Annotated in this window: 8 protein-coding genes; 7 read left to right on the top strand and 1 reads right to left on the bottom strand. The window is 45.0% G+C overall.

The annotated features are described in order from the left end of the window. Window positions 1-4: 4 nt before the first annotated feature. The 7 genes from D7322_RS18615 to D7322_RS18585 all read left to right on the top strand — a co-directional run bounded on the left by D7322_RS18615 (window position 5) and on the right by D7322_RS18585 (window position 9,880). Complete coding sequence (locus D7322_RS18615; protein WP_121125747.1) at window positions 5-3,028, top strand: TonB-dependent receptor domain-containing protein; 3,024 nt, start codon at window positions 5-7, stop codon at window positions 3,026-3,028. Between the two features lie 4 nt (window positions 3,029-3,032). Continuing rightward, window positions 3,033-4,382, top strand: coding sequence for a DUF4876 domain-containing protein (locus D7322_RS18610; protein ID WP_183078758.1), 1,350 nt, complete (start codon window positions 3,033-3,035; stop codon window positions 4,380-4,382). 10 nt (window positions 4,383-4,392) lie between these two features. Beyond that, window positions 4,393-5,967: a DUF6850 family outer membrane beta-barrel protein gene (locus tag D7322_RS18605; RefSeq protein ID WP_121125745.1), complete on the top strand. Its 1,575-nt coding sequence runs from the start codon at window positions 4,393-4,395 to the stop codon at window positions 5,965-5,967. 13 nt (window positions 5,968-5,980) lie between these two features. Then, window positions 5,981-7,126 (top strand): cytochrome-c peroxidase, encoded by a 1,146-nt coding sequence (locus D7322_RS18600; protein WP_121125781.1) that lies wholly within the window; start codon window positions 5,981-5,983, stop codon window positions 7,124-7,126. A 313-nt stretch (window positions 7,127-7,439) separates the two neighbouring features. Next, window positions 7,440-8,453, top strand: a complete 1,014-nt coding sequence (locus D7322_RS18595; protein ID WP_121125744.1) for a terpene synthase family protein — start codon at window positions 7,440-7,442, stop codon at window positions 8,451-8,453. A 406-nt stretch (window positions 8,454-8,859) separates the two neighbouring features. After that, the gene (locus D7322_RS18590; RefSeq protein WP_121125743.1) at window positions 8,860-9,153 is read left to right on the top strand and encodes a glycoside hydrolase family 88 protein; all 294 of its coding nucleotides are present in this window, start codon (window positions 8,860-8,862) and stop codon (window positions 9,151-9,153) included. 115 nt (window positions 9,154-9,268) lie between these two features. Continuing rightward, window positions 9,269-9,880, top strand: coding sequence for a YdeI/OmpD-associated family protein (locus D7322_RS18585; protein ID WP_121125742.1), 612 nt, complete (start codon window positions 9,269-9,271; stop codon window positions 9,878-9,880). Here the strand turns inward: D7322_RS18585 and D7322_RS18580 are convergent. Next, window positions 9,875-13,912 (bottom strand): hybrid sensor histidine kinase/response regulator transcription factor, encoded by a 4,038-nt coding sequence (locus D7322_RS18580; protein ID WP_121125741.1) that lies wholly within the window; start codon window positions 13,910-13,912, stop codon window positions 9,875-9,877. The two genes, D7322_RS18585 and D7322_RS18580, sit on opposite strands and share 6 nt — an antisense overlap. Window positions 13,913-14,231 lie beyond the last annotated feature (319 nt).

Raw genomic sequence — 14,231 nt, 5'->3', positions numbered from 1 at the left:
ATCTATGTCTTCTAAATCCATCCATAGAAGAGCCCTGCTTCTTGGTGTACTTCTTTCTTTTCAGGTCTTAGCCGTGGACGCGCAACAACTGAAGATTGAAAGCAAAAATCAACCACTGAGGTCTGTTCTGAAGCAGATCGAAGAAAAATCGGGTTACAGTTTTCTCTATGACGAGTCTCAGATCAATGTGGAGCGTCGTATCAATATCGAGGTAAATGGAGCCCTTCCGCAGGTTTTAAATCAGCTGGAACAGTTGACTTATCTCAAATTGCAGGTCTCAGGTAAGAATATTCTGATCAGTAAGACTTCCTGGGCTGTTTTATCAGGTAGAGTTGTCGATGAGAATGGAAAAGGAATACCATTGGTAACCGTGCATCTTAAAGAACTTAACCAGTATTATTTTACGGATAATAATGGCTCTTTTAAATTCCAGTTTCAGGCCCATCGGCTGAAGTCCGCAAATTTGCAGTTTTCCATGATCGGAAGACAAGGATCCTCCATGACAACTGTTTTAAATGGAGCAAATAATACTATTGCCGACATCACATTACCAACGTTGAGTGTGGGCCTGGAAGAAATAGCCGTCACTCCCCGCATTAACAGACGACTGGAAAGCAACAGCTCACTTTATATCAACCGCGAAGTGATCGAACAGTCGGGTGCATTAAGTATTAATGACTTATTGAGCCTTATTCCTGGACAAAAGATTGCCGCGCCCTCTTTACAACAGGTCCAGCAAGCTAATTTGAGAAGCGCAACATTGGGCACAAATTCTTTTTCCAACAAAGATCCATTTGCACTCAATAATTCTTTTGGTGTAGCGCTGATTATGGATGGTATCGCATTGTCCAACAACGCCAATATGCAGACCTTAAATGCGGGAATCTACGGTATGGGTAATTCCTATGTCAGTGGCAAGATATCTGCGCTTAGTGGCAGTGATGCCGCCACGGATAATTATACTGGCGACTATACTTTTGGAGGTATCGATCTCCGCCAGATTGCCACAGACAATATCGAAAGTATAGAAATTGCTGCCGGCGTACCTTCGGTGAAGTATGGGGATATGACAAATGGTGCGATTATCATCAATCGTATTGCAGGAAAAACTCCGCTCAATTTTAATGTTCAACTCCGTGATAATGCAACCGTTTACGGAATTAGTAAAGGTATTGATACCCGTAAGTTTGGTGCGATCACTGTTGGTGGAAATTTCACGCGCTCCTTTGAAGACAACAGGGATAAGATGAAATCCTACGATCGTGTTGGCGGAAATATCATGTGGAGCACTTTCGCCGGAAAAGAAAAAGCTTTCACCAATACTTTATCCTTAGATTATGGCCGCAACATGGATAAAGTCCGTCGTGATAGCGATGATCCAACGGCTGCGGTCATGCGCTTCAAATCATATAATTTCGCTATCGGAAGCCGCGCCAATTATCGGATTGACCGAGGTTTTCTTTCCAATATCGGGTTGAATGTCCGTTATAGCGAAACTTATCAGAATACATACAAGGAACAGGACGTCAACGGTACTTATATTATCTACTCAGATGCCACCGAAACAGGCATTCATCAAGGCCAATATGCAAGCGGGATCTATCAAGCTGTAACCAATATTGAGGGTAAGCCCATCGATTTAACGGTACGCCTGGATCTGACGGGCACATTTCAGACGGGCGTTCTACTGCATCAAGTGAATTTTGGGTCATTTTTCAATTACTCAAAAAATATAGGAAAAGGACAGATTGTGGACCCATCCAGACCACGCAATAATACCATCGCAGCAAATGCTGATCTTCGCAAAGAACGCTATTATGATGTCTCCCGTATTCATGGACAAAAACAGCTGGGATTTTATGCGGAGGACCTTTTTACGGCGAAAATTGCTGAGCGTGACCTGAACGTACGTATTGGTACACGGTTGGACAAATTTGAAAAATATCTTACATTTTCACCACGTACGAATATTAACTATGCCATTACCCCAGCGCTGACAGTGGGGGTAGCGTATGGCTGGGCCAGCAAGGCCCCCGCCTTGGCGCAATTGTATCCAGGACCGGTATTTTATGAGATTCCCTTATTTCAGCATACCGCCTTTAATGGGGGAAGTGTCGATGAGGCAAATAGTCTCTACCTAATGTATGTAGATAAATTTACACCGGATAACAGCAAGCTTAAGCCTTCGTTGTCCGAACAGCTTGAATTTTCAGCCACCTATGAATATAAAGATTTTAAATTGGGGATGAACCTTTATCATAAAAGGAATTACAGAGATGTCGTTACTGTTAACAGTTTTGAGAAAATCCTGCTGGACAAATACGACGATAATCCGGATCCCAATGCGGAAGTGCCCTATATTATTGAGGGGAGAAAACAATATAGGCTATCGCGCTATGAATTTATGAATGCTGGCGACAAAAGAACGCAGGGGATCGAATTCATGCTATCTACCCCAAAATGGATGGCGATCGCTACCTCATTTAATCTAAGGGCTGGATTGACCCAATCAACCTATAGACCCTTGCAGAACATGGCGACATTTACGAATAACACGGACAATCCCAATCGTGCAGAATCTGCAATATATCCCACACAGCGCAGGACGACTACGGTAAGCAATGCGGCAATTACTTCAAGTACGCATATTCCTAAGGCTAAACTGTTGATCAATTTCACGACCGAACTTAACCTCATGAATAAAACGGATACCGATGCGTCCGACGGTATTCCTATCGGTTATTATACGCAGGATGGAACCTATCATGCCATAGTCAATTTTGATCGCGACAATGTCAATTATGCCCATACACTAAGGCCAATAGAAGAAATCAATAATCAGAACCAGCCTGCTGTCTATACAAATTTCCACTTAAATGTATCGAAGGAAATCAGCAAACGGCTAAGCTTGGCTTTCCATGTCTATAACGTATTTAATTATCGTCCGCAGTACAAACGTTCTGATAATTCCATGATCATTCCGAATGGTAAACCGACTTATGGTGCGCAACTCAGACTTAAATTATAATGCCATGAAAATCATCATTAAACTTATACTTTTAATCTTTGGCTCCAGCTATCTTTTTAGCGGTTGTCAAAAAGATAGCTATGCCGAAAATGGATCGGTAGACATCTCGTTGAGTACGTCTTACGAAAGTGAAACCTATGCCAATAAATTACCGTTGGATGATATTATTTTAAATCTTTATACCTTGAAAGGCAAACTGTTGTTGACGGTAAAATCTGATGAAAATGGTGTAATTGAGTTCGTGGATCTGGCGCCTAATACGTATAATGTTCAGGTCGTGAAAAAATTCAGTGCTGCAGAATTCAACCAGTTAACAGGGCAGCATGAAGACAATGAGGTCACTTTTAGTTCGGTGATACGCCGGATCGAAGTCGTAAAAGGGTCGGCGGAGACACATTGGGATCTTTCTCTCCTGACCGGTAATAGTAATGAGGAGGGCCTGGTTATCAAACAGATTTATTACGCAGGTTCAGACGCCAATCAAGGCGCTAGTTTTAGGGATCAATTTATCGAAATATATAACAATTCCGATGAGGTCCGCTATGCAGACAGTCTCTATATAGCCGAAGCTTTTGGTACTACAAATGCAAGTACGACCTATGTATACCAGCCCAATAGTGGACAGTATGATTGGAGTAAGTCGTATCGTATGCCACAGGATATTGATGCCAACAGTGATTATGTCTACGCTCATTTGATCATACAGCTTCCAGGCAGTGGAAAAGAATATCCGATTCTGCCGGGCGAGAGTATTGTTGTCGCCTCAACAGCAGCTAACCATCAGTCGCCCTATATAGGAGCTGACGGGGTCGCGATCTCCGTAAAGAACCCGAGCCTCACCATTGACCTTAGCAAGGCAGATTTTGAAGCTTATTATGTACCCTATCTTGGAAGTACCAAACCTTTGGCATCTGACATCGATAATCCAAATGTTCCCAATATAAGCCTGATCAACCGGGGTAATGGTGCTGACATGATTATGAACCAAGCGGGCCAACGAAGCTGGATCATTTTCCGTGATCAGAACATGGGACCGGTAATCAGCTGGAAGGGCTATATGCCGCCATATGCTGATGGACGGGAAAATTTGGGCACAGATTATCTCCAAATTCCAATAGCTAATATTTTGGATGGCGTGGAAATTCAGTCCTCAACCTCTACACAATATCCGAAACGATTTACGGCAAAAATCGATGCTGGATCTATCGCTGTAGACGGAGGTGCGCGTTCCTCAAATTCAGTTATTAGGAAAACAAAAGAGATTATCAATGGAAGAAGAATACTGGAGGATTCTAATAACTCAAGTGACGATTTTGTGTCAATGAAGGCAATTCCAAAGGGATTTATTGATTAATCGAAGAAAAATGAAAAATTATATTCAAATTACCTTATGCCTATTTGTCGGGGCGTTGTCCCAGCTTCCGGTCAAAGCGATAGCAAGACAAGATACTATACCCTATACTCAATATATTGACCAGGACAGTATACAATTGCGCTTACGGCAGTATGCTGTCGATAATCCGATGTGGCTGGAAAAGAAGGTGCCGCAGCGCTACAGTTTGATTCGTATGGGATATAATTCCACCTCGGGCGATTATCACCGCGCCCAGGACGCACAGCAGGTAAATACGCTGAATTTTAGTTCGGAAGGAGCTGTTACTATTAAAGATGTACGCTTGTGGGGGCGTTTCAATTATACGCGATCTGTCGAGGATAGTACAAGGTTTGCCCATCAGACCAGAGAAAACACTTCTTCCCCCTGGTATTTTGGTTCCTACGGTTACAATCATTATGAACGAACAACCTATCGTATCCAGACGCGGGGTCAACGATATTTTGCAGACAGAAAATACGCTGTCTTTGGGGGATTCGATTACCAGGTAGCAAATCATTTTAGCAATAATGACCCGAGAGGTAGCATCCGCGTAGCACAACTTAACGGTACGGTGGGCGGTAGCATGCGAGTAGTCAAAAACGTTGATATGGGTGTCGAAGGGAGGTATGGTTATGGGCAGGAGGACTTTGAAATCGCTTATAAAAATGGAAATTCGGCCACAAGCGCTGTGGAATCGCCCTACATGAATTATATTATCAGAGGATACGGTTGGAAGGTCAGCGACTGGCTCCTGGAGCAGAAGATGTTCTATCAGAATGACATGAAGCGCTTTGGTGGTAAGGTTTACTTCTCATGGAATTCTTCAATAGGTGACTTTTATGCCAATGCAGCTTATTTGCGTGAAGAACAGAAGTATCGACAAACACTGCGCAATGAGTCTCGCATCCATGAACTCAGTCAGTATAATTTAAAGCGATTAGACTACAATTTAGTATGGCAGCTGTCAAAAGGAATTCATTCTTATATGGCATCGCTTGATTGGTCCAGTACACGTGGAAAGGACCAGGTAAAAGAAAGTGGAAATGCACAGAATTATGTTTATCAGAATGATAATGGAGCATTGAATTTATCTTATATGCTGGCCAAGAAAAGGTGGCGACACTATTACGGCGCGAAAATTAGTGTATTGAATGAAATCAGAAGGGATGGCGGCACGGGAACAAATCTGGATTACGAGCATTTAAACTATCAACTCAAAGGAGCGTGGACCTATATAACCGCTGCGAATCAAGAAATAGAATTTGGTCTCACAGGTTCCCTTCGCCAAAATATAGGTACATCCTGGTCGCTACCACTAATCAATGAAAATGTATTCCATCAATATGTGTTTTATCATGATGTTATTTATAATCGCGCAAATTTATATGGTGGCAAAGTGAAATTGGGTTTCAAACAACGTTTAAGAAAGGGAAATTTCATTCATTTGGTAGCAGATTATTGTTATCAAAAAGCGGAGCGTTTATCTGATCTGGATCGCACCAATCTTGCCCCTCTAGGGACAACCCGGAAACAAATGAATTTAATGGTAGCATATGGATTTTAAGAGGCTGACCTTGATGAAGAAGAATACACTAATTGTTATCGCCATCTTTATAGCACCTTTGTTGATTTCTGCATTTGCAAACCGTACTGACGAGCAGGAAGAACTACAGGCATTGCGCAAACGCTACAGTAGCGGGAATCAGGAACTATGGCCCAAACCATATATCGACTCCGCTGTGAGACCTGGTTTTATGGATATCGGGGTATTGCCCGAGGTAAGCTATCCGGCAGATAATCTTTATAGCAAGGAAAAATCGTTGCTCGGAAAGCTATTGTTTTTTGACCCCAGACTTTCGGCATCGAAGCAAATCTCCTGCGCAAGCTGTCATGACCCGCAATTGGGATTTGGAGATGGAAAGAGTCTGGCTCACGGTCATGGAAGGCGGGAGGGAAAAAGAAATGCGATGACACTGTACAATGTCGCATTTTACAAATCTTTTATGTGGGACGGCCGTGCTAAGAGCCTGGAAGATCAGGTCTTGTTGCCGACACAGGACCATTTGGAGATGAATACGTCTTTGGATACTTTGATAGCACATGTAAAAGCTGTGCCCGGCTATGTGGCATATTTCGAACAGGCTTTTGGTGATAAACAGATTACGCTGCTCCGAATACAACAGGCGCTTGCCACCTTTGAACGCGGTATCGTAAGCTATCCGACAAAATTTGACCGATTTGTGCAAGGGCAGGCCGATGCGCTGAATGATCAGGAACTTACCGGCTTGCATTTGTTTCGTACAAAGGCACGTTGTATAAATTGCCACAATACCCCTTTGTTCTCGGACAATCTATTTCATAATGACGGACAGACACTGTACGGAACCAAACAGCAGGATTTTGGCCACTATCATCTTACAGGAGATCAAAAAGACATTGGCGCATTCCGTACACCATCGCTTCGAAATACAGGCCTCACAGGACCCTGGATGCATCATGGTAACTTTCCAACGTTGCGTGATGTGGTCGAACTCTATAATCTGGGCAATCCGGCGCCTATACAAAGGCATGTGAAAATTGATGAAAAGACAAGACCTATACATTCACCATTATTAAAAAAATTGAATTTATCGCGACAGGAAGTTGATGCTGTAATAGCTTTTCTACAGGCTATAAGTACACCGACACAACGTCGGATTGCTATGCCTGAGCTTCCAGAATAAAAGGTGAAAATCAGTAGATATATCTATGTTTTTTTGTTGGCTGGGGAGTTCGTTTCGGCCTGAACATCCTTTTGTGAAAAGGTAAGAAGCAAAGGGCTCCTAAACTAAGATCACCCCATATTATTCGGTTCGTTTTAATATGTTATAGCCATGTAAATTTAATAATCTATAATAATGTAGTTGTCTTGTATTATTAATAATAATTTATTTTTTTATTAACATAGTTGTATTCTTTTGTGATCTATAACTGTTTAAGATAATATTTTGTAAAATCTGAGTTTTTGCTAAATTTGTTTAACCAGAAGACAATATTATGAAAGCATCAATTACAGATGAGCAATTTTTTTCAAACTTGTTACATTTGCCAAAACCTTCTTATCCTTTTCCTGATTTTATTCATCCTGATTTTCAAGTGCAGCGTGAAGAATACTATAAATGGATAGATACTGAATATATCATCCACAGTAAAGAAGCACGAGAGAAACATAAAAAGCATAACCTGACTGATATTGCAGCAAGAGGATGTCCATTTTTAAAATCACTTGTTGAGTTGCGGCCTTTGGCAAATTATACTGCAAATGGAGCCATGATGGATGATTATTTTGACCGTTGCTCACGTGAAGAAATGTACATAATTATGGATAAAATAATGGCACTAGTATCGGGTAGCGTTTCCAGGGAACCGGAAGAGCCTGGTATCTTCCATTTATTTTGGCAGTTAAGACAAGATGCTGTAAGGTGTGCAATTCCTGAGAATATATACAATAGGTTTATAAAATCAATGAAAGATGTATTTATAGGTTATGCTGAAGAAAAAGTTTATTACAGGACAAATACAGTACCTCCGCTATCTGTTTATCTCTTGATTCGTGCAGAAACTAGTGGCGTAAAACCTTATTGTGATTATGTTGCTTTGCAAAAAGACTATCGAAAACTACCAGATGAAATATTTGATCATCCTTTTATTAGGCGTCTTTATACTCTTTCATCTTTAATGATCGGTATCCATAATGATATTATTTCTCTACCAAAGGAATTGAGTCGCGAGGGAGATACTATGAATCTTGTAAAGGTACTACAACAAGAAAATAATATATCATTGAAAGAGGCTTATATGCGAGCGCTTGATATGCATGATGCTTACTTAAATGAATTTGAATTGCTTCAAAGGAAAATGTCTTTCTTTGGTGAATATCAGGAACTTGTGTCTAATTATGTACATGATTTGGGTGTTATGATTTCTGGTGTTTATGCCTGGCATACAAACGATACATCTAGATACGTAAATAATGGTTATGTGGAAGGTGAATATACTAACAAAGGATAGAGTTGGCTAATGAATGCTGCGTTAATATACACTTTATGAGATAATGTCTTCCTGAAATTTCTTGCCATTCCATATCCTAGTAAAAGTCCAGTATTAGCTTGCTTGATATTTTCTATGCGAATGATAAGGTATTTCTTTGCGATTTTATCTGCGCAATCAAAGGAGTTTCTTTCATACAGATCTTTATTGATCTAAGATAGATGGGTATGAAAAAGGCGTTTTTCAGCTAATCAGCTATGAGTCGGGTATTACCTACGGTGCCATGCTGCTGGCTTCAGAGGTGGTCTGAGATCCTCGTTATGCGGCATATACGCTCGACCGGCTGGAATTTATCGGTAAAGTATTACCCTACTTCCGGAAGCTCAAATCCGCTCAGCCCGGATACTGGTCTCCGGTATATTCGGTCATGTATCCGCATGCTTTGGATGACGCTGGATGCATGTGCGCCGCGATGATTAAGGCACCGCATGGAAGAACATTGCCTCTGGATATGAAACCGGCAATCGCCAATTATATCGATTATATCCTGACCAAAGAATTCCGCCTGAAGGATGGCACATTGGCCCGAAACAGGCCACAGCCAAAAACGCTCTGCCTGGATGACTTGTATATGAGCCTACCCACACTGGCACAGAGAGGGTACCTGTGTAGGTACAGGCATGGGCTTCGATCCGGAATTTCAAAAAGAATACCTATGTGATCAACGATAGTTCAGTGCAATTCTAAAAGAAGTAGCTGGCACTCCGGACATACGGCTGTCATGAGGAATGGCTATCTTTGTATGGAGGTCAACGAAAATAAAGAGAGGCAAACCAATGAAAACCACAGCAGAGAAGTTATCCATAGCCATCTACACACAGGCGGAATGGCGGTACTGGTTAGAAACCAACCATAGGAAGGAACAGTCCGTATGGGTGATCTGCCATACGAAAAAGTCCGGGCTACCGGCTGTCAGCTGGTCGGAGTTGGTGGATGAGGCGCTTTGTTTTGGCTGGATCGACAGTACCCGCAAGACGATCGACACGCATACCTTCAAGCAATTGTTTAGCCGCCGTAAGCCGAACAGTACCTGGTCAAAGATCAACAAGGAGAAAGTGCAGCAGCTGATCGACAGCAAGTTGATGTCAGCGGCAGGACTGGAGTGTATCCAAATCGCCAAGGAGAATGGCTCCTGGACGATCCTTGATACAGTGGAGGCATTGACCATTCCGAGCGATCTGGAGGCGGCCTTTGTGCAATATGAAGGTTCAAAAGCCTATTTTCTGAGCTTGAGTAAATCCATCAGGAAGATGATGTTACACTGGATCGTGCTCGCCCGTCGCCCCGAGACGCGCCAAAAACGAATTGAGGAGATCGTGGCACATGCCGCAAAAAATGAACGTCCCAAACAGTTTCAGCCCATTAATTCGACCAGCCGGCAATTATAAGTGCTTTTCTTTTACATCCGAAGTCGAAGGCTTTTCCTTGCAGCTGTGCCGCTGGATATAGTCGGTCGGGCTCAGTCCGTACATTTTCTTGAATAGCGTAGTGAAATGCGTCTGATTGGTGAAGCCGAGCGCATAGGCCACCTGCGAGATATTCATCTTTTTCTCCAGCAGTAGCTTTTCGGCCTGTTGCAGCCTGATATTGCGGATAAACTCGCCGGTTGAGATGCCGGTCAGGGACTTCACCTTGCGGTGCAGCTGTACGCGGCTCAGTCCGACTTCATCAGCCAGAAACTGCACATTAAACTCCGGATTTTCCAGATATTGGTTGACCGTTCTGAGGATACGTTCCATCAGTTGTTCATCGCTGGATTTGAAGCTGATCGTCTTCACCTTGCCGTCCTGCTGTTGCGCTCCCGAAAACTTCCCTTTCACCTTCATGCGGTTTTTGATCAGGTTGCCGGCCACCAGATGCAGTTCGTCAACCATAAAAGGCTTGGTCAGGTAGGCATCTGCACCCAGGCCGATGCCCTCCATACGATCTTCTGTATTGGTGCGCGCCGTCAGTAGGATCACCGGTATATGGTTGGTGGTGCTGTTGCTCTTGATCTTCTTGACTAAGGTATAGCCGTCCATGGCCGGCATGGCGACGTCAGAAATAATCAGGTCGGGCTGCTCGGCCAAGGCGAGCTGAAATCCTTCGCTGCCATTTTCGGCAACCAGAACCTTATAGCCACAGGCCAGCTCCTGACGCAAAAACTGCAGGATGTCCCGGTCGTCATCGACCACCAGAACCTTATAGCCTGTCTTCTGGTAGCCGTTTTTGGACAACTGCTGATCAGCAACGACGACTTTTTCAGACTGTTGTTCAATAGGCGCATGCAGCGGCTGAAAGGCGACCAGATCTTCCTTGCGAAGGTGTCTATGGCCCATCGGAAGGCTGAGCACAAAGCGGCAGCCGCTGCTGTCCTTTCTGTTTTCGGCATGTACCCGTCCACCATGCAGCTCGACCAGCACTTTGGTCAGATGCAGGCCGATGCCGGAGCCCTGACGCTGAGCGGCCCCACCCGAAGTGGACTGATAATACCGCTTGAACACATGTCGGATATCGCTCTCGGGTATACCGGTCCCCGTGTCGGTGACAACAAGCTGTAGGCTTTCGCCCCCGTTTTTCCCTGCTTGGACGGCCAGAGAAAGCCTGATCTGCCCACCGTCCGGCGTGAACTTAAACGCATTGGACACAATATTGTGGATGATCTTTTCAAAGCTGCCCGCATCGATCCATAACAGGATCTCATCGGCTTCGCTGTGTACTGACAGCTCGATCTGATGGGCCAGCGCCTGATCGTCAAAGGCCTTGATGACCTGCTTCACATAGTACACAGCATTGACACGGGCAAACTTGAGGTTCAGGTGTCCGCTTTCGAGCTTGCGGATGTCGAGCAGCTGATTGACCAAGCTGAGGATCCGTTGTGCATTGCGGTTCATATTCTGTAGCGTCGAGCTCGTCTGGGCATCTGGAGCATGCTTGATCAGTTTGTCGATCGGGCTCATCACCAGGGTCAGCGGCGAGCGGATCTCATGGGAGATATCGGTAAAGAGCTGTAGTCTGAACGCATGCAGACGTTCGAGCCGCCGCTCGCGTAGGTATTTGCTGATCAGGAAGACGATACCAGCAATCAGCAGGAAATATACGAAATAGGCCGTGCCGCTAAGGTACCAGGGCGGCAGGATATGTAGTAACACCGTACGGCTCGGTGAATAGGTGCCAAATTTACAGGCCCGTATCTCGAGCTCATGCTCCCCCGAAGACAGGTTGTTGTAGGTAATCAGATTGACTCCGGGAAGTGTGGCGTTCCAGCTTTTGTTGATGCCCTTGATGCGGTACTCGTAGTGGACGTTTTCGGGACTGTTGAAGTCCATAGTGGACAGTTCAAAGGTAAAACTGTCGTCGTTGTTGTGAAAAAAAAACGCGTTTGCAGCCATCAGGTCACCCTGATAGATGACGCTGCCGCTGGGTGACATGTCCGGCTTGATCGGCTGATTTTTGACATAGAGGTTGGTAATCAGCACCGGATAGGAGTAGGTTTGCAACTGAATCTTTTCGGGAAAAAAAGAGGTAATGCCCTGTCTGCCGCCATAGTATATTTTCCCATCATTATCCTGGAAGAAAACGCCGCGGTTGTAGGACCGGTCAACTAGTCCATCCCCTGTATAATAGCTGACGATTTTTCCCGACGTTGGATTCAGACAGTTGATTCCCTTGAAGGTGCTGCACCAGATATGGCCCTTGCGGTCCCAGCCCAAACCTGATATCACATTGCTGGACAGTCCATTGTTACTGGTATAACTGCTGATCTTGCCATTTTTTTTATTAATTTGATAGAGCCCATTGTAGGTCCCCGCCCAGATATGGCCGGCTCGGTCCTCGAGGAGTGAGATCGTGATCTGCTCGGAGAGCCTATGATCGGTAAATTGCTCAGAGAAGCTGTTGCGGACAGGATCATAGCAGCTGATGCCTTTGTGGTGTCCCAGCCACACGAGGCCATCCTGATCGCACAGGACAACCGAAATCCAGTCGTTGGCCAGTGCACCTTTTGTCGAATTGGCGGTGTTCATGCTGAAAATTCGCGACACTCCAGTCTGGCTGTCGTACTCGACAAATCCGGCACCGAAAGTAGCGATATAGATTTTATTATTTCTGCCCAGGGCAAATGCTTTGACCTGTTTGTTGGAGCAGATATTTAGATTATCGGTTTTACCAGTATGCGGATCGATGCGCCCCAGGCCTTTGGCGTACGAACTGAACCAGATCGTGCCGTCTGTCCCCGTTTCGAGTTGGGTGACATCCTGAACGGTATTTATTTGCCGGTGTGAGCTGCCTTGCGCATCAGTTTTGAATATGCCGCCGTGCTCCAAGGCATACCAGATGCTGCCCTCCCGGTCCCGGGTGATCGCGGTGATGTTCTTTTGATCGGTTTTTTCACGGCTCAGGATGCGCCAGAATTCAAACTGCTTGCTCTGCCCCGGAATAAAGACCAGTCCCCGCTGAAACCAGCCGAGCCAGAGGTTGTTTTCGCGATCCTGTAGAATCGTACGGATGCGCCCCTGCCGGTAGTCGTTGTCCAGATTAGGCAGTTCGGCAGGGGCCGCGATCAACGGCGTCCGCCCCAGATCCAGATACCAGAGACCGTCCCCCTCGGTACTGATCAGCAGATGGTTTTTTATGGTTTTGGAAAGCTGGATCTCCGTTACGGTAGACCGGAGTTTTTCCTTGAAGTCCACTGCTTCAAAACTGTTTTTCGCCGTATCATAACGGCATATTCTGGAAGGGGAGGCAAATAACAGCCTGCCATCGGCCTGCTCGACGATGTCGTAATTGCCACCCTTGGGCTGCGGCAGCAGGTCGGATACAAGTCGCATGGCTTGCTTATGGTCTGGCGAGATCCGCGATACGCCCACGCGGTCCACCGCTACCCAGATCGCGCGGTGTTGGTCTTCAAAGATGCTGCGGGCAAACATGCCGCCTACCTGCGAATTGATTCGCGGCAACGATGCAGCCTGTCTGCGGCCGACCTGGATATCGAAGATGCCCCAGCCCGAAGTGGCCACCCAGATGTGGCCGTCTTTTTTATGGATGATATCCGTGATGTGCGGCGCGATCTGGTTAGGAAAATGGATGCGGACAAACTGATCGATATTTTCATCATAGTATTGCAAACCGTTGTTGCAGCCTACCCACAGCCTTTTGTCACGGTCCAGATAAAGAATGATAATATTGTTGCTCGATATGGAGGTACTGTCCTGCACGTCATGCAGATATTGCACAAAACGGGTACCGTCAAATTTGTTGAGTCCATATTCGGTGCCGGTCCAGATGTAACCGTGCTTGTCCTGACTGATACTACTGGTGAGGTTGGAAGAAAGTTCGCCAAAGCCATAGTCCCGATTGTCATAAATACGTGTGGCCTGTCCATGTGCATAGAGTACAAAAGCAAATAATAGGATGACTGTCGAAAAAAAATCCCTCCGCATTGGTTTTATTGGTTTAAGTGTTGAAGATACATATTATTGCTCAACCCTAAAAACAAAAAAACGTTTGCGGCCCGGTAAACGCCGTTTCTAGCGCTGATGAAACAAATTGAAATAAATATGAAACATGACTGGGCTCTTACGCAACAAAGGCCAAAGGGAATGTAACAGATATGAATGTCGCTACTGCCTGGGACTACTAATTTTAGATTTTCCAGAATAGGGGAATGTACTGAATCCCAGGGGCCCGCCTTGCGCAGGGATAGGTTGCTGTATGTGCTGAGCCCAGGAAAGGGAAAAATACCAATTGTAAATAAGGTCA

This window comes from Sphingobacterium puteale (assembly GCF_003627955.1).
GTDB lineage: Bacteria > Bacteroidota > Bacteroidia > Sphingobacteriales > Sphingobacteriaceae > Sphingobacterium > Sphingobacterium puteale.
The sequence above is the reverse complement of the archived record's forward strand: the minus strand, read 5'-3'. Positions and strand labels throughout refer to the sequence as shown.